Source organism: Halorubrum lipolyticum DSM 21995, from assembly GCF_000337375.1.
Lineage (GTDB): Archaea > Halobacteriota > Halobacteria > Halobacteriales > Haloferacaceae > Halorubrum > Halorubrum lipolyticum.
On record NZ_AOJG01000017.1, the window covers coordinates 147758 to 164598 of the forward strand.

The following is a 16841-nucleotide window of genomic DNA, read 5'->3' on the forward strand; positions in this document are numbered from 1 at the left end:
CCGGCGTTCGACTTCGGGATTCGCCTCCGCGTTCGCCGCCATCGTCGGTGCACGGAGCACGGGAATGGCCGTCGTTAGTCGCACTTTTGTCCGAATCAGGGGCGCTCTATTCGGTCGTTTTGGGAAGCTTTATGACCACTGTGGCGGCAACTAGCAACTGTTCGGAGACGAGCAACCGCAACTACTACCAATGCTTGAAGCTACCAACGAACTCGGGAACGTCGCACTGCAGGCCGGTGGAACGCTGACTGACGCCAACGCCGCGGCAGCACTCGCTGTCGGGCTGGCGGCGCTCGGTGCGGGCTACGCCGAGCGGGGTATCGGTTCCGCGGCCGTCGGCGCGATGGCCGAGGACGACGATCTGTTCGTCAACGGGCTCATCCTGACTGTCCTTCCCGAGACGATCGTCATCCTCGCGCTCGTCGTCGTCTTCATCGTCTAAGCGGCACTCCCTTTCACACCAATGAGTTTGGACACTGTCGTTGAGGACGTTCGAGACGAAGCCCGCGCGCGTGCAGAGGAAATCCGTGAGGCGGCGGAGTCCGAGGCAGACGAGATCGTCGCCGAGGCGGAGGCCGACGCCGAGCGCATCCGCGAAGAGCGGCTCGCCGAGGTCGATCGACAGATCGACCAGGAGCGCGAGCAGACGCTCTCCTCGGCCAAACTCGAGGCCAAACAGGAGCGGCTCGGCGCCCGTCGAGACGTCTTGGAGGACGTCTACGACGACGTCGAGGCCGCCATCGAGGGGCTCGACGGCGACCGCCGCCGCGAGCTGACCGAGACGCTGCTCGACGCGACCCTCGCGGAGTTCGACGACGACGAAGACGTCGCCGTCTACACCCGTCCCGAGGACGTCGAGCTCGTCGAGGAGCTCGTCGAGGACCGCAACGCCGCGGTCGACGGCGAGGTCGACTGCCTCGGCGGCGTCGTCGCCGAGAGCGACACCTCTCGCGTTCGCGTGAACAACACGTTCGACTCGATCCTGGAATCCGTCTGGGACGACGAGTTGAAGAACATCTCGGAGCAGCTGTTCGACCAATGAGCGCCGTCGGGAGCTCGAACCCAGAGTACGTCGTCGCGCGGGTTCGTGCCCGCCGCGGCAGCCTCTACGGCGACGAGGAGTACCGGAAGCTGACCCGGATGGGCCCGGCGGAGATCGCCCGGTTCATGGAGGAGTCGAGCTACGGCGCGGACATCAACGCGCTCGGCAGCCGCCATGGCGGCGTGGACCTGATCGAGTACGCGTTGAACCGGAACCTCGCCGAGCAGTTCGACGACATCCTCGACTGGAGCGAGGGGTCGCTGTACGACCTGATCGCCCGGTACCTCCGCAAGTTCGACGCGTGGAACGTGAAGACGGTCATCCGCGGCGTCTACACGGACGCGGACCAGTCGGCGATCGAGGTCGACCTGATCCGCGCCGGCGAGTTCGACGACCGCCGGATCCGGCGCCTGCTGGAGGCCGACTCGATCGACGCCGTCGTCGAGGTGCTCGAAGACACGATCTACGGGGACCCGCTGCGGGAGGCGTACGCCGAGTACGAGGAGACCGACACGCTCGTTCCGCTGGAGAACGCCGTCGACCGCGCGTTTTACGAGCGGCTCCTGTCGGGGCTCGGCAACGCCGAACCGACCCGACAGTACGAGGCGTTCCTCAGGGCGGAGGTCGACTTCCGGAACGCGACGAACGCCCTCCGGCTCGCCCGGTCGGGCGCGGACATCGACCCCGCGGCGTACTTCATCGAGGGCGGCGAGCTGTTCACTCGCGACTCGCTCGCGCGGCTCGCGCGGAACCTCGACGAGCTCGTGGAGTACATCGGGGACAGCCAGTACGGCGAGGAGCTCGGTCCGGCGCTGCGCGAACTCGAGGAGGCGGACAGCCTCATCGCGTTCGAGCACGCGACCGACGCCGCGCTGCTGGCGTACGGCGACCGGCTCGGGACGATCCACCCGGTGTCGGTCACCCCGATCATCTCCTACATCCTCGCGAAGGAGCGCGAGGTGGAGAACATCCGAGCGATCGCCCGCGGGAAGGAGGCCGGGTTGCCGGCCGACCAGATCGAATCGGAGCTGGTGATAACATGAGCCAGGAGATCGCCGTCGTCGGGAGCCCCGAGTTCACGACCGGGTTCCGGCTCGCCGGCGTGCGGAAGTTCGAGAACGTACCGGACGACGAGAAGGACGAGCGGCTCGACGACGCCGTCGAACGGACCCTCGACGACGAGGGAACCGGCATCATCGTGATGCACGAGGACGACCTCGGCCACCTCTCGCGGGGGACCCGTGAGGCGGTGGAGGGGAGCATCGAACCCGTGCTCGTGACGCTCGGCGGGTCCGGCGCCGGCAGCGGCGGGCTGCGCGACCAGATCAAACGAGCCATCGGGATCGACCTGATGGAGGAGGACGACTAATATGAGTAAAGCAGAATCCACGGAGACCACCATCAGCGAAGACGGTGTTATCCAAAGCGTGAGCGGTCCGGTCGTGAGCGCCCGCGACCTCGACGCCCGCATGAACGACGTCGTCTACGTCGGCGACGAAGGCCTCATGGGGGAAGTGATCGAGATCGAAGGCGACATCACGACCGTTCAGGTGTACGAGGAGACCTCCGGGGTCGCCCCCGGCGAACCCGTCGAGAACACGGGCGAGCCGCTGTCGGTCGACCTTGGTCCGGGAATGCTGGACGCCATCTACGACGGCGTCCAGCGCCCCCTGGACGTGCTGGAGGGCAAGATGGGCAGTCCGTACCTCGACCGCGGGGTCGACGCGCCCGGCATCGACCTCGAGAAGGAGTGGGAGTTCGAGCCCACCGTCGAGGTCGGCGACGAGGTCGGCCGCGGCGACGTGGTCGGCGTCGTCGAGGAGACGGTCACCATCGACCACAAGGTGATGGTGCCGCCGGACGCCCTCGAGGAGGATGAGACCACCGAGGTCGCCGCTATCGAGGCGGGCTCGTTCGACGTCACCGAGACGGTGGCCGAGCTCGCCAACGGGACGGACGTCTCGATGCACCAGGAGTGGCCCGTCCGCGAGGCGCGCCCCTCCGAGAACAAGAAGACGCCCCGGACGCCGCTGGTGTCCGGGCAGCGCATCCTCGACGGCCTGTTCCCCATCGCGAAGGGCGGGACGGCCGCGATCCCGGGGCCGTTCGGCTCCGGAAAGACGGTCACCCAGCACCAGCTCGCGAAGTACGCCGACGCGGACATCATCGTCTACGTCGGCTGCGGCGAGCGCGGCAACGAGATGACCGAGGTCATCGAGGACTTCCCCGAGCTGGAGGACCCGGCCAACGGCAACCCGCTGATGGCCCGCACCTCGCTCATCGCGAACACGTCGAACATGCCCGTCGCGGCGCGTGAGTCCTGCATTTACACGGGGATCACGATCGCCGAGTACTACCGCGACATGGGGTACGACGTGGCGCTGATGGCCGACTCCACCTCGCGGTGGGCGGAGGCCATGCGCGAGATCTCCTCCCGGCTGGAGGAGATGCCCGGCGAGGNGAGGGGTACCCCGCGTACCTCGCCGCCCGGCTCGCGCAGTTCTACGAGCGCGCCGGCTACTTCGAGAACGTCAACGGGACGGAGGGGTCCGTCTCGGCGATCGGCGCGGTGTCGCCGCCCGGCGGCGACTTCTCCGAGCCGGTCACCCAGAACACCCTGCGCATCGTGAAGACGTTCTGGGCGCTCGACGCGGACCTGGCGGAGCGCCGCCACTTCCCGTCGATCAACTGGAACGAGTCGTACTCGCTGTACAAAGACCAGCTCGATCCGTGGTTCGAGAACGAGGTCGCCGACGACTGGGCCGAGAAGCGCCAGTGGGCGGTCGACGTGCTCGACGAGGAGACCGAGCTGCAGGAGATCGTCCAGCTCGTCGGGAAGGACGCCCTGCCCGACGACCAGCAGCTCACCCTGGAGGTCGCCCGCTACCTGCGCGAGGCGTACCTCCAGCAGAACGCGTTCCACCCGGTGGACACGTACTGCCCGCCGGAGAAGACGTACCTCATGCTGACGACGATCGAGACGTTCAACGACGAGGCGTTCAGAGCGCTCGAGGCGGGCGTCCCCGTCGAGGAGATCGTCGACACCGAGGCCGCCCCCCGGATCAACCGGATCGGCGTCCAGGAGGACTACGAGGAGTACGTCGAGGAGCTCAAAGCGGAGATCACCGAGGAACTCCGGAGCCTCTACTAACATGAAAGAGTATCAGACCATCACCGAGATCAGCGGTCCCCTCGTGTACGCCGAGGTCGACGAGGCCATCGGCTACGACGAGATCGTCGAGATCGAGACGGCACAGGGGGAGACGCTGCGCGGACAGGTGCTCGAATCCTCGGAGGGCGTCGTCGCCATCCAGGTGTTCGAGGGCACCTCCGGTATCGACCAGAACGCGTCCGTCCGCTTCCTGGGCGAGACGATGAAGATGCCCGTCACCGAGGACCTCCTCGGACGGGTCCTCGACGGCTCCGGCCGGCCGATCGACGACGGCCCGGAGATCGTCCCCGAGGAGCGACAGGACATCGTCGGCGCGGCGATCAACCCGTACTCCCGGGAGTACCCCGAGGAGTTCATCGAGACGGGCGTCTCCGCGATCGACGGGATGAACACCCTCGTCCGCGGCCAGAAGCTCCCGATCTTCTCGAGCTCCGGCCAGCCGCACAGCGAGCTGGCGATGCAGATCGCCCGGCAGGCCAGCGTGCCCGAAGAGGAGGAGGGCGACGACGAGGAGAGCTCCGAGTTCGCCGTCATCTTCGGCGCGATGGGGATCACCCAGGAGGAGGCCAACGAGTTCATGCAGGACTTCGAGCGCACCGGCGCCTTAGAGCGCTCCGTCGTCTTCATGAACCTCGCGGACGACCCCGCCGTCGAGCGGACGGTCACCCCGCGGATGGTGCTCACCACGGCCGAGTACCTCGCCTTCGAGAAGGACTACCACGTCCTCGTCATCCTGACGGACATGACCAACTACTGCGAGGCGCTCCGCGAGATCGGGGCGGCCCGCGAGGAGGTCCCGGGGCGACGCGGCTACCCCGGATACATGTACACCGACCTGGCGCAGCTGTACGAGCGCGCCGGCCGGATTCAGGGGCGTGACGGCTCGGTGACGCAGATCCCGATCCTCACGATGCCGGGCGACGACGACACCCACCCGATCCCGGACCTGACCGGGTACATCACGGAGGGGCAGATCTACGTCGACCCCGACCTGAACAGCCAGGGCCTGCAGCCGCCGATCAACGTCCTCCCCAGCCTGTCGCGGCTGATGGACGACGGGATCGGCGAGGGGCTCACCCGCGAGGACCACGCCGACGTGAAAGACCAGATGTTCGCGGCGTACGCGGAGGGCGAGGACCTGCGCGACCTCGTGAACATCGTCGGTCGCGAGGCGCTGTCGGAGCTCGACAACAAGTACCTCGACTTCGCGGACGCCTTCGAGTCGGAGTTCGTCGACCAGGGCTTCGACCAGAACCGCGACATCGAAGAGACGCTCTCCATCGGCTGGGACCTGCTCTCGATGCTTCCGAAGGACGCCCTCAACCGGATCGACGAGGAGTTCATCGAGGAGTACTACCGGGAAGAGGACTCGGAGCGGCAGGTCGTCGAAGCGGCCGACTGACGCGGCACCTTCTCTCTACTCTTTCGCACTCCACCACCGCGAGCGGTCGCGCCGAGCGACTGCGTCGGGAACCGACGGCAGAGCGGCGCAGTCACCGAAGCGATCGGTCTCGGATATCCCGCCGGCAACTCCTCGCCGCTTACTCCTCGTCGACCGGGTCGTCGCCGACGGCGAGGTCGATCACGTTCTCGCGGCCGAGCCGGAGCTTCTCCACCTCGCCGTCGTCGGCCATCCGCGAGAGCACGCGCGAGGTCTTCGACTTCGACCAGCCGAACTCCGCGACCATGTCGGACTGCTTCATGCGCCCGCCGCGCTCTCGGAGGGCGCGCCTGACCTGATCCTCGTCCGTGAGAAGTTCCGTATCGATCGCCTCGGACTCCTCGTTGGGGACAGCGTCCGCGGGCTCGTTCCCGGTGGAGTCGCGCCCCGCAGACCCTGCGAGAGCGGCGGCAGCTGCGGTCGAACCGCCGTTCGCCGAGGCGGCGGCGTTCGGCTGTCCGGCGTCGCTCGGTCCGGACTCGTCGGCCGGTGATCGGTCGTCGATCTCCGAGCCGGCGAGACCGAGCCGACCGGTCCGCAGGACGTAGGTGGCGAATCCGACCGCCGCGACGAGAACGATGGCGGCGAGCGCGGCGAACAGGGTCGCGTTGCCGGCGCCGCCCGGACCAGCCTCGCCGTCGGCGCCATCGCTACCGGCGTCGCCTCCGCCGCCGCCGGTCGTCGCCGGTACGGCGCGAACGCTCGGCCGGCCCTCACCGAAGTCCTCGCGACCGCGCCACTCGACCGTCCCGTCACCGGCGTCCGCGGGATCCGGATCGGCAGACTCGACCGCGTACCCCTCCGGCGCCGAGACGGTCAGCGCGTCGTCGTCGTCGATGAAGAATCCCCCGGCGAAGACGTCGCCGACGACGACCGCGTCGCCCTCGACCGCGGCGAAGCCGGTCCACGTGAACCGGAAGCTGACGACGCCCCAGCGCCGGGGAACCTCTTGGATCCCGGTCTCGGCCTCGAAATCGGTCGCGCGCATCTCGCGGTCCGACGACTCGTTCGCGGCCGCGACGGCGCCGGACATCCGCTCGGCGAACGGGTTGAGGTAGCGGCTCGTGTTCGCGCGGAACCGCTCTTGGAACCGCTCGTACTCCGCCGCGTCGGAGTCGTTTTCGAGCCGCGTTCGGAGGGTGATCTCCCACGTCGCCGAGCCGTCGGTGGCGAGATCGATCCGGGTGATCGTGTTGTCCGGCGCGGGCTGGTCGTCCGTTTGGGGGACCGCGGCCGACTGCGCGCCCGCCGGAGCGACGAGCGCGACGGCCGCCAGACAGCAGGCGACGACGAGGAGGGCGGCGATCGATCCGGCCGTCCGATCGCGTCGACTCATTAGTGTACGGTTTTCCGCCGCCGAGGTTAAACCCACAGATCGTCTCGAAGCGGCGCCGTGAAACGCGGTGCAAATCGGCGCAACGGTCGGTCGTCGAGGCGAAACGCGGCGAAACGGAGGGCAACAGACCGCCACGGTCGACTCGGTATATGTGGGTGGCGTCCGTCGGCGAGTCCGTAATGCACGGCACACGACTCCTGACGGTTCTGGTGGCGCTGGGGCTCATCGTGGGCTCCGTGCCGGGCGGCGCGGTCGGGGCAGCCGGCGCCGCCGACGCGGCGGACGTCGACTCGCCCGACGGGGCGATAGAGCGTCTCGACGCGTCGACCGCCTCCACACAGACGGACGGAAACGCGACGAACGACGGAAACGCGAACGACAGCGACGGCGACGGCGCGTCGAGAGCGACGGTCGGACAGCAGCTCGCGACGATCATCGCCGTCACCGACGACGAGGTGTCGGGCGACGTGACGGCGTCGTCGCTCGACGCGGCGCTCGAGGACGCGAACGAGTCCGAACGAGCGGCGGTTCTCGCGGAGCGGTCCGCCGCGCTTCGCGAGCGCGCCGACGAGATCGTCGCCGACCAGCGCGAGGCGCGCGTCGCCTACGAGGACGGCGAGATAACTCGCGGCGAGTTCGCACAGCGGCTCGCGGTCCTCGCCGGACAGGCTCGGACGGTCGACCGCGGCTTCGAGCGGGTCGCGGAGGGCGCCGACGGCACCTCCGGAATCGAGCTTCGGGCGGCCGGCTACGATCGGGGCGCGAACGCCGACGCCCGGGAGCGACTCACCCGCGTGACGGGGACCGGTGCGAGCGCGCTGCTCGCGCAGTACACCGGTGAGCGCGCCGGCGAGTTCTCGCTGGAGGTCGACGGCGGCGTCTCCATCGAAGTCGAGAGCGACGGCGGCGAGCGGTCGCGCGAGATCGAGCGCGACCAGCCCGGTGACGGGAGCTTCAACGTGACACAGAGCGAGGCGCTCACCGCCGCCACCGCACAGCTGTCGACCGACGACGACGGCGAGTGGACGCTCCGGTCCGCCGATCGCAACGAGGACGACGGCTACTACGAGTTCGAGTTCACCTTCTTCGGCCCGGAGACGACCGGCGAGGCCGAAGTGAGCGTCGACGGCCAGACCGGCGAAGCGTTCGAGTTCGAGGAAGAGCTCGAACCGCGTGAGCAGGACGGCGGCGACGCCGACGAGACCCCCCTCTCGATCTCGATCGCCAACGGCACGGCCGAGCCGGGCGCGACGGTGACGCTCCGCGTGACGGCCGCCGGCGAACCCGTCGAGGGCGCGACCGTCGAACTGGACGACCAGGACGCCGGAACGACCGACGCGGACGGGCGGATTACGGTGACGCTGCCCGACGACGAGGAGGTCGACATCGAGGTCGAAGATGGCGACCGCGAGGGCGAACTTGAGGTCACGCTCCGGACGGGGGCCGGCGGCGACGGCGACGACGACCTCGGCGAACGGCTCGCCGTGGACGGTTCCGTCGAGAACGAGACCGTCGAGGTCTCGGTGACCTACGACGGCGAGGGCGTCGGGGGCGTCTCCGCCTACGTCGACGACGAACTGGTCGGAACGACCGACGCGGACGGGACCCTCTCGTTCGACGCGCCCGGCGTCGACGACGAGCTGGAGGTCACGCTGGAAAAGGGCGCGTTCGAAGCCGAACTCGAGTTCGAGGTCGGTGCGGACGGCACGCTCGTGGCCGGCGACATCGATGTCGACGAGCGCGACGCGGACGACGAAGACGACGACGCGGACGGCGACGACGCGGACGGCGACGACGCGGACGATGCGGACGACGAAGACCTCTCAGTCGCCGTCGTCTCCGGCGACCCCGCTCCCGGTGCGACGGTGACGGTGGAGGTGACCGACGCCGACGGCGAGCCCGTCGAGGGCGCGAGCGTCGAGGTCGAAGGCGAGTCGGTCGGAACGACCGACGCGGACGGACGGATCGCGGTGACGCTCCCGACCGACGACGACGAAGTCGAGGTCGAGGTCGAAGACGGCGACCGCGAGGGCGAACTCGAGATCGAGTTCGACGCGGACGATGAGGACGAGGCCGACGCCGATGACACGGAGGACGCCGATGACGCGGAGGACGCCGACGATGAAGGTGACGACAATGACGACGACAGAGACGACGACGATGAAGACGACGATGCTGACGACGACAGAGACGACGATGATGAAGATGACGACGATGACGACGACGAGGAGGACGAGTGATTCGTTCTCGCGGTCGGATCGTTGCCGTCGCCGCCGCCGTCGCGTCGGTCGCGGTGATCGGCGCGTTCCTCGCACCGGGCGTCGCGGCGCTCGACGGACCGGGAACGGAGCCGGCGGTCGAAGAGGGGTCGTCGTTCGTCGTCGCGCTCGACGCGGACGGCGACGCGACGGTCGCGCTCGTGTTGACGTACGACCTCGCTGACGCCGACGACGAGGCGGCGTTCGAGGAGCTTCGCGAGCGCCCCGAGAACGTCACGGATCGGTTCGACGACCGCATGACGCGGATCGCCGAGCGGACCGCGGCCGAGACGGGACGCGAGATGAGCGTCTCCGACGTGCGGGCCGAGGTCGAGTCGACGGACGGGACGGGCGTCGTTCGACTCTCGGCGACGTGGGCGAACCTCGCCGCGGTCGACGGCGACCGGCTGGTCGTGAGCGAGCCGTTCGAAAGCGCGTTCCGTCCGGACCGACCGTTCGTGCTCGTCGCGCCCGACGGGTACGTGCTCGCCGACGCCACGGTCGAGGCGGACGCGACGACTCGGACGGACGGAACCGGCGCCGCAATCGCCGAGTGGAGCCCCGGCACGGACTTGTCCGGGTTCTCGGCCGCGTTCGCGCCCGCGGAGACCGGCGGCGTCACCGAGGGGTCGCTGCCGACACCGCTGGTCCCGACGCTGGCGCTCCTCGCGGCGGGACTGCTCGGCTACGCTGGCTGGCGACGGGCGTAGTCGGAGCGAGCTGTAGCGGGCTGTGAGACCGATCGCCACGGGTCCCACCGGGTCGCGCCCCCGTCGTCGGCCCCACCGGACCCGAACGGGGACCGCCATCCCGAATTCCGCCGTCGGGAGCGGTCGCCCGTCGCTGTCAGAGGCACGCGGCCCGTCCCGGGGTCACTTTTTACCTGAATTGAGGCGCTAAGGCCCCTTCCTCAACGAACGAGCGAAGCGAGTGAGTAGGGAGGGGATACAGCGTTCACAAGAGCGGAGCTCTTGTGCGCGGACGAGACGCTCTGCGTCTCGTCAACGCCGCACGGATTTTAAACACGTTCGACGCTCGGCCCACAGGCCCACGCAACGAAACAACTATGCGCACAGATACGCATAATGCGTATGTAGTGAGGCGGAAGAACATCACCATCCGCGAAGACCAAGCCGAGTGGGTCGAGGAGAACCATCTTAACCTCTCGTCGTTCGTTCGCGGACAACTTGACGAACTCATCGAAGAACGCTCGTGAAATACAACTACAGGTATCGACTCCGACCGTCCGACGCTCTCGAAGAACAGTTAGCGTGGACTGTCGATACCTGTAGACAGGTCTACAACCACTTTCTCCACCGACTCAACCGCACCGACGACACCTCGGCATACTCCGAGCAGAAGCTCCTGCCGAGTCTCAAGAAGTGGTGGAGAGACCTGAAAAGCGTTCACTCGAAGGTACTACAGAAGGTCGTGCAACGGCTGTACGACAACCTCTCGACACTACGAGAGCGCAAAGAGAACGGCTACCGCGTCGGGATGCTCAAGTGGAAGGCACCGGGCGAGTACCGCAGTTTCACCTACAGTCAATCCGGCTTCAAGCTCAAGAACACGGGCGGTCGGACGCGACTGTGGCTCTCAAAACTCGGAGAAATCCCGCTCACCTTCCACCGCGACCTCCCCGACGACGCCGACATTAAGACCGTCACGGTCAAGCAAGAACCTACCGGGAAGTGGTACGCCATTCTCGGCATCGAGACGCCCGACGACCCGCCGGAGAAGCCGGAGAATCCCGAGAACTGCGTCGGTATCGACGTGGGGATTCTCAAGTACGCCCACGACACCGACGGAACCGCCGTCGAATCCCTCGACCTGTCCGACGAACGCGAACGTTTGGAACGCGCACAGCGCGACCTCTCGCGGAAACAGCACGGGGCGGACAATTGGGAGAAACAGCGTCGGGTCGTGGCAGAACGCCACGCCGAGTTGAAGAACAAGCGCCGCGACTTCCTTCACAAACTCTCGAACTACTACGCTCGAGAGTACGACTTCGTGGCCGTCGAGGACTTGGACGCGAAGGGGTTGGTCGAACTACCGGGCAACTCGCGGAACCGGGCAGGTGCGGCGTGGGGGACGTTCCTGCGGATGCTCAAATACAAGTGCGAACGCGAAGGAACGCACTTCGTTGCTGTGAATCCGCGCGGAACGACGAAAGAGTGTGCGTCCTGTGGCGTTTCGACCGAGAAACCGTTGTGGGTGCGCGAACACTCCTGCCCGGCGTGTGGGTTCGAGGCGGACAGAGACGCGAACGCAGCGTGGAATATTCTTTCTCGCGGTGTGAAGAAGCGGTTAGGAGCGGGACGCTCCGAATCAACGCCTGTGGAGACTGCGCTCCCTATGTCCTCGGTTGTGGATGCAAAGCGCGTCGTGGAAACAGGAAGCCCCACCCTCAAGCGCGAGGGCGTCAGCCCGAGCGGTAGGGTGGGGTAGTTCACTCTGCTACGACCGACGGATCCGTCGCTGTTCGACTGCCGATCCGCCCCGTGAGCACGTCACGACTGAAAAGAATTATCCGCCTCGGAGCGGAACCGTTCCCCAACAAGATGGCCAAGGACGTCAAACCGACACGGAAGAACCTGATGGCGATCGAGGACCGCATCGAGCTCTCCGAGCGCGGTCACGACACGCTCGAACAGAAGCGTGACGGCCTCATCATGGAGTTCATGGACATCCTCGATCAGGCGCAAGACGTCCGGTCGGACGTGTCCGAGAACTACGAGACGGCTCAGCGCAAGATCGACATGGCCCGCGCGATGGAAGGCGACGTCGCCGTCCGCGGCGCGGCCGCGGCGCTGAAAGAGCACCCCGAGATCACGACCCAGTCGAAGAACATCATGGGCGTCGTGGTCCCGCAGATCGAGTCCTCGAAGGTGCGGAAGAGCCTCGACGAGCGGGGGTACGGGTTGCTCGGCTCCTCCGCCCGGATCGACGAGGCGGCCGACGCCTACGAGGAGCTGTTGGAGAAGGTCATCCTCGCCGCCGAGGTCGAGACGGCGATGAAGAAGATGCTCACGGAGATCGAGACCACGAAGCGCCGCGTGAACGCCCTCGAGTTCACGCTGCTTCCGACCCTCTACGAGAACCAGGAGTACATCGAGCAGAAGCTCGAAGAACAGGAGCGCGAAGAGATCTTCCGCATGAAGAAGATCAAAGCGAAAAAGGAGGAGGAGGAGAAGGCGGAGGCCGAGGCGGCCGCCGAGGCCGAGGCCGCGGCGGTCGAGGATCCCGAGCCCGCGGACTGACGTCCTCGAACTCTCGTTCTCACGTCGATCGATCGCCACGCTTCAGTTTCCATGTCCTGTCCCCACTGCGACGCCGACGTCGTCGCGTTCGCCGTCCCGCCCGCGCTCCGCGAGCACGCGCCGGATCCCCTGACCGCGATCTGCACGCGGTGTCTCCTGACGTTCCCGGCCGCCGAAGCCGACGTGACGCTCGACGAGCGTTCCACCGACGACACAGACCCCGACTTCTCCGCGGTCGATCCCGCGTTCCCCGCCGGCGAGGCGGGCGTCGCGCTCGCGCTCGCCTGCGGTCACCTCGAGTCGCTCGCGCTCAACCGGGCGTCGATCGAGGCGCTCGTCGAGCACGCGGAGCGGTCGGGGGCGGACGCCTTCGCCTTCTTCGAGCGACTCGACGCCGACGACGCCGCGTTCGACCTCGAACGGCGGCGGGCGGCGCTGCTCGACATGGTGTAGCGGCTCTGTTGTAATCCCCAGCGAGTGAGACACCCTGATCCCGTGGCGATCGGTGCGGACACGGCGGTGATCGATAGCGGGAGTAGGTATAGGACGTCGTGAGTGAGGTCATTTATAAGCGATCGAGTGGTGTTGCTGTCGGCTCTTTATAACTGATTGATGATGGATCGGCGGCGAACACCTCCAAAGCCCCAGCGGCGACGGCTCGCGCGGCTTGCTGTGCTCCTCGGTCGCTGCGCTCTCTGCGGTGCTTCCGTCGCCGAGCTTCGCCCTCGCGGCAGCGAGGCGCTTCGCGCCTCTGGAAGCCGGCGGCGTTGCCGCCGGCGACTGCCCCTTTGAGTCCCACCCACCCGCAACCGCACCGCACCTCACGCCTCCCCAGCCTCGTCGGTCCCCTGCGGCGACCGACTCCCTCGCACCGGCGGTTCGCGGCCCTGCGGGCCGCTCACCGGGGTGCGCCACCGCACCGTTTGTTTATAAGCGATCGTCGCCGTCGCTCATATCCTTTTAAATACTGGATCGACGCCATCGATCTGCAATACCTACTCCCGCTATCGATCAAGACGGACCGCTCAGTGGCTACTGTTTCACCCGGCTCTGTTCTCGTCTTGGCCGTCGTTGATATCGATTCCGTCGGGATCGTTCCACTCGTCGTCCTCGTCGTCCTCGTCGTCCGCCTCGGTCCCGGCCGGACCGAGCCCCTTCTCTCCGCGCCGGCGCTCGTGGACGGCGAGGCCGGCCTTGCGCGCGTCGTTCCCCTGCGCGTAGGGGTCCTCGGACGGGTCGTAGTCGAGTTCGCCGCGCTCGAACACGTACGCGAAGAAGCCGAACAGCGGGACGAAGAAGGCGATGAGCGCCCACTTCCGCCGGTCCATCCCGTGGTTCGGCGCGTCGAGGTACGCGTAGGCCGCGAAGGCGACGAGCCACACGAGCGGGACGCCGACGAGGATGACGGCGACGAGCGGTTGCATACTCTCGCTTCGACCTCGACGATATAAACGCACGGGTCAGATCCACGACGCGCACGGGACGGCTCCGCCGAACTCGAACGCCCGCGCGACCGCCGAAGGACACTATCCCGTCGGCCACGTACCCCCTCTATGCACGTGTTCTGGCACCGCCGCGACCCGCGCACCCGCGACAACGCGGGGCTCGCGGCGGCCGCACGGGCGGGGACCGTCCTCCCCGTGTTCGTCTACGACGCCGATCTGTTCGAGACGCTGGGCGGGCGCCAACGTGCGTTCGTCCGCCGCCACGTCGAGCGACTGGAGGCGCGTTACCGCGAACTCGGGAGCGACCTCGTCGTCCGCGTCGGCGATCCCGAGGAGGTCCTCGTCGACCTCGCCGACGAGCACGGCGCCGAGACCGCGTGGTACAACGAGTACTACAGTCCGGCTCGGCGCGATCGGCAGCGGGCCGTCGACGCGGCGCTCGGGAGCGCCGGAGTCGTGACCGAGGGACACACCGACGCGGTGTTGGTCGACCCGAGTCGGCTTGCGGAGCGGTACCCGAACCACGGCCGGTTCCGCGAGGACTGGGACGCCGTTCCGAAGCGGGACCCGTATCCGGAGCCCGAACCGGCGGCGCTCGCGACCGTGCGCGACGGGGGGACGATCCCGGAACGAGACGCCGACATCGTCTCGGAACGAGACGCCGACATCGACCTCCCGAAGGCGGGGTACGAGGCCGCCCGCGAGCGGTTCGACGGCTTTCTCGACTGCGGTATCCGGTCGTACGCCGACACGCGCGACGACCTCGCGCGGGCCGTCGAGGCGCCGACCCACGCGGTCTCACGTATGTCGCCGTACCTCGCGGCGGGCGCGATCGGGATCCGGGAGGTGTGGGCGGAGGCGACCGCCGCGTTCGAGGCGGCGACGGGCGACGAGCGCCGGAACGTCGACAAGTACCGCGACGAGCTGTCGTGGCGCGAGCAGATGTACCACCTGCTGTACTACAACCCCGATCTGGGCGCGGCGAACTACAAGTCGTTCCCGAACGCGATCGCGTGGCGCGAGTCCGACGCGGACTTCGAGGCGTGGACGCGCGGCGAGACCGGGTACCCGCTCGTCGACGCCGGGATGCGCCAGCTGAACGCGGAGGGGTATGTCCACAACCGCCCGCGGCAGGTGGTCGCGAGCTTCCTGACGAAACACCTCCTGATCGACTGGCGGCGCGGGGCGCGCTACTTCACGAAGCGGCTGATCGACCACGACCACGCCTCGAACCACGGCGCGTGGCAGTGGACCGCCTCGACCGGCACCGACTCCGTCGACGTCCGCATCTTCGACCCGGTGGCGCAAATGGCGAAGTACGACGACGACGCGGCGTTCGTGAAAGAGTACGTCCCCGAACTGCGAGACGTGCCGGCCGACAGGGTCGTCGACTGGCCGACGCTCTCGCGGGCCGAGCGCGAGGAGCTCGCCCACGACTATCCGCACCCGATCGTCGACCGGAACGAGGGGTACGAGCGCGCGCAACGCGTTTTCGAGGAGGCGCTCGGCAAGCGGTGACGCCGAGGGAACCGGACTCCGTTTCGGAACCGAGTCCTTTTGTGAGTCGCCGAGAACACCGCGCTCATGTCCCCCGTCACGATCGACGACGTCGAGGCCGCCGCCGAGCGGCTCGCCGGCACCGACATCGTCCAGCGCACGCCCGTCGAGCGGAGTCGGTCGCTGAGCGAGCGGTGCGGCGCCGACGTGCGCCTCAAGATGGAGCACCTCCAGCGCACCGGCTCGTTCAAGACGCGCGGCGCGTACAACGCGATCTCGCTGGCGATCGGCGGGTCGGGAGCGGGGAGCGACGAGCCCGCGATCGAGCGCGTCGTGGCCGCGAGCGCGGGCAACCACGCGCAGGGGGTGGCGCTGGCGGCGGCGGACGCCGGGATCGACGCGACGATCGTGATGCCGGAGTCGGCGCCGGCGGCGAAGATCGAGGCGACCCGCGGGTACGGCGCCGAGGTCGTGCTCCGCGGGAGCGCGTTCCCCGAGGCGATGGCGCACGCGCAGACGCTCGTCGACGACTCCGGGACGCGGTTCGTCCACGCGTTCGACGATCCGGACGTGGTCGCCGGACAGGGGACGCTGGGGCTGGAGGTGCTCGACCAGGTGCCCGACGCCGACACCGTCCTCGTCCCGGTCGGCGGCGGCGGGCTCGCGGGGGGGGTCGCGGCCGCGGTCAAGGCGCGGTCGCCGGAGACGCGAGTCGTGGGAGTTCAGACCGAGGGCGCCTCGACGCTCTCGGAGAGCCTCGCGGCCGGCGAACTCGTGGCGCGCGAGGAGCCGGACACCATCGCGGACGGCATCGCGACCGGCGGGCTGAGCGACCTCACCTTCGGGCTCTTGAGAGAACACCTCGACGACGTGGTGGTCGTCAGCGACGACGACGTGGCGGCCGCGATTCTGCTCCTCTTGGAGCGCGCGAAGCAGCTGATCGAGGGCGCGGGCGCGACCGCCGCGGCCGCCCTGTTAAATGACGACGCCGTCGACGAGCTCGGTCTGGCCGGCGAGACGGTGGTTCCGCTGCTCTGTGGCGGTAACATCGACGTGACGACGCTGAAAGAGGTGGTGACGCACGCCCTCGTGGACCGCGACCAGCTGATTGAACTCGCCGTTCGGATCGACGACACGCCCGGGACGATGGGGGAGATCAGCACCCTGATCGGCGCGGAGCGCGCGAACATCCGGACGGTCCGTCACGAGCGCAGTCGGCCGGACCTGCCGGTCGGCGACGCCGACCTCGTGTTCGAGGTGGAGACCAACGGCCCGGCGCACGTCGACCGGGTCCTGAGGGCGGTTCGCGAGGCGGGCTACGAGGTGGAGTGGACGACGCAGGAGGCGTGAGGGAGAGGGTCGTCACATTATAAATGGAACTGCGGTGGCA

Annotated in this window: 14 protein-coding genes and 1 pseudogene; 13 read left to right on the forward strand and 2 right to left on the reverse strand. The window is 68.0% G+C overall.

What is annotated here, in order from left to right:
• The first annotated feature begins 190 nt into the window (after positions 1-190).
• The 6 genes and pseudogenes from C469_RS07285 to C469_RS07310 all read left to right on the forward strand — a co-directional run bounded on the left by C469_RS07285 (position 191) and on the right by C469_RS07310 (position 5616).
• Positions 191-442, forward strand: a complete 252-nt coding sequence (locus C469_RS07285; protein WP_004049078.1) for a hypothetical protein — start codon at positions 191-193, stop codon at positions 440-442.
• Between the two features lie 21 nt (positions 443-463).
• The gene (locus C469_RS07290) at positions 464-1042 is read left to right on the forward strand and encodes a V-type ATP synthase subunit E (protein WP_008005203.1); all 579 of its coding nucleotides are present in this window, start codon (positions 464-466) and stop codon (positions 1040-1042) included.
• Entirely contained in the window at positions 1039-2085 is a 1047-nt protein-coding gene (locus tag C469_RS07295) for a V-type ATP synthase subunit C (RefSeq protein WP_008005205.1), read from the forward strand. Before C469_RS07290 ends, C469_RS07295 begins: the two co-directional genes overlap by 4 nt.
• A complete protein-coding gene (locus C469_RS07300; protein ID WP_008005206.1) occupies positions 2082-2411 on the forward strand; it encodes a V-type ATP synthase subunit F in 330 nt (109 codons plus the stop codon). Before C469_RS07295 ends, C469_RS07300 begins: the two co-directional genes overlap by 4 nt.
• A gap of 1 nt (position 2412) precedes the next feature.
• Positions 2413-4193: pseudogene (locus C469_RS07305) on the forward strand (ATP synthase subunit A).
• A gap of 1 nt (position 4194) precedes the next feature.
• Positions 4195-5616, forward strand: coding sequence for a V-type ATP synthase subunit B (locus C469_RS07310; RefSeq protein WP_008005208.1), 1422 nt, complete (start codon positions 4195-4197; stop codon positions 5614-5616).
• 139 nt (positions 5617-5755) lie between these two features.
• Here the strand turns inward: C469_RS07310 and C469_RS07315 are convergent, their stop codons facing one another.
• Entirely contained in the window at positions 5756-6991 is a 1236-nt protein-coding gene (locus C469_RS07315; protein WP_008005211.1) for a DUF7345 domain-containing protein, read from the reverse strand.
• A 179-nt stretch (positions 6992-7170) separates the two neighbouring features.
• On the opposite strand from C469_RS07315, the gene C469_RS07320 reads away from it, so the two are divergent.
• From C469_RS07320 to C469_RS07340, 5 genes are all read left to right on the forward strand, one after another.
• Complete coding sequence (locus C469_RS07320) at positions 7171-9231, forward strand: DUF7096 domain-containing protein (RefSeq protein ID WP_147587263.1); 2061 nt, start codon at positions 7171-7173, stop codon at positions 9229-9231.
• Positions 9228-9959, forward strand: a complete 732-nt coding sequence (locus C469_RS07325; RefSeq protein ID WP_008005216.1) for a DUF7345 domain-containing protein — start codon at positions 9228-9230, stop codon at positions 9957-9959. Before C469_RS07320 ends, C469_RS07325 begins: the two co-directional genes overlap by 4 nt.
• A 502-nt stretch (positions 9960-10461) precedes the next feature.
• The gene (locus C469_RS07330) at positions 10462-11697 is read left to right on the forward strand and encodes an RNA-guided endonuclease InsQ/TnpB family protein (protein WP_008005221.1); all 1236 of its coding nucleotides are present in this window, start codon (positions 10462-10464) and stop codon (positions 11695-11697) included.
• Positions 11698-11810: 113 nt separating this feature from the next.
• On the forward strand, positions 11811-12509 hold the full coding sequence (locus tag C469_RS07335) for a V-type ATP synthase subunit D (protein WP_008005222.1): 699 nt from the start codon (positions 11811-11813) through the stop codon (positions 12507-12509).
• 51 nt (positions 12510-12560) lie between these two features.
• The gene (locus C469_RS07340) at positions 12561-12962 is read left to right on the forward strand and encodes a DUF6276 family protein (protein ID WP_008005223.1); all 402 of its coding nucleotides are present in this window, start codon (positions 12561-12563) and stop codon (positions 12960-12962) included.
• Positions 12963-13549: 587 nt separating this feature from the next.
• Here C469_RS07340 and C469_RS07345 read toward each other — a convergent pair.
• Positions 13550-13933 carry a hypothetical protein gene (locus C469_RS07345; protein WP_008005225.1) on the reverse strand — a complete coding sequence of 128 codons (384 nt, stop codon included), beginning with the start codon at positions 13931-13933 and terminating at the stop codon, positions 13550-13552.
• A gap of 129 nt (positions 13934-14062) precedes the next feature.
• On the opposite strand from C469_RS07345, the gene C469_RS07350 reads away from it, so the two are divergent.
• Both C469_RS07350 and ilvA read left to right on the forward strand, forming a co-directional pair.
• A complete protein-coding gene (locus C469_RS07350; RefSeq protein ID WP_008005226.1) occupies positions 14063-15472 on the forward strand; it encodes a cryptochrome/photolyase family protein in 1410 nt (469 codons plus the stop codon).
• A 66-nt stretch (positions 15473-15538) separates the two neighbouring features.
• Positions 15539-16801, forward strand: coding sequence for a threonine ammonia-lyase (gene ilvA, locus C469_RS07355; protein ID WP_008005228.1), 1263 nt, complete (start codon positions 15539-15541; stop codon positions 16799-16801).
• Positions 16802-16841: the final 40 nt, after the last annotated feature.

What these genes read in the sequence shown, in the direction of transcription:
- C469_RS07290 (WP_008005203.1), top strand. Translation starts at nt 464, where the DNA reads ATGAGTTTGGACACTGTCGTTGAGGACGTTCGAGACGAAGCCCGCGCG.
- C469_RS07345 (WP_008005225.1), bottom strand. Translation starts at nt 13,933, where the DNA reads ATGCAACCGCTCGTCGCCGTCATCCTCGTCGGCGTCCCGCTCGTGTGG.
- C469_RS07285 (WP_004049078.1), top strand. Translation starts at nt 191, where the DNA reads ATGCTTGAAGCTACCAACGAACTCGGGAACGTCGCACTGCAGGCCGGT.
- C469_RS07315 (WP_008005211.1), bottom strand. Translation starts at nt 6,991, where the DNA reads ATGAGTCGACGCGATCGGACGGCCGGATCGATCGCCGCCCTCCTCGTC.
- C469_RS07295 (WP_008005205.1), top strand. Translation starts at nt 1,039, where the DNA reads ATGAGCGCCGTCGGGAGCTCGAACCCAGAGTACGTCGTCGCGCGGGTT.
- ilvA (WP_008005228.1), top strand. Translation starts at nt 15,539, where the DNA reads ATGTCCCCCGTCACGATCGACGACGTCGAGGCCGCCGCCGAGCGGCTC.
- C469_RS07320 (WP_147587263.1), top strand. Translation starts at nt 7,171, where the DNA reads ATGCACGGCACACGACTCCTGACGGTTCTGGTGGCGCTGGGGCTCATC.
- C469_RS07335 (WP_008005222.1), top strand. Translation starts at nt 11,811, where the DNA reads ATGGCCAAGGACGTCAAACCGACACGGAAGAACCTGATGGCGATCGAG.
- C469_RS07300 (WP_008005206.1), top strand. Translation starts at nt 2,082, where the DNA reads ATGAGCCAGGAGATCGCCGTCGTCGGGAGCCCCGAGTTCACGACCGGG.
- C469_RS07310 (WP_008005208.1), top strand. Translation starts at nt 4,195, where the DNA reads ATGAAAGAGTATCAGACCATCACCGAGATCAGCGGTCCCCTCGTGTAC.
- C469_RS07340 (WP_008005223.1), top strand. Translation starts at nt 12,561, where the DNA reads ATGTCCTGTCCCCACTGCGACGCCGACGTCGTCGCGTTCGCCGTCCCG.
- C469_RS07350 (WP_008005226.1), top strand. Translation starts at nt 14,063, where the DNA reads ATGCACGTGTTCTGGCACCGCCGCGACCCGCGCACCCGCGACAACGCG.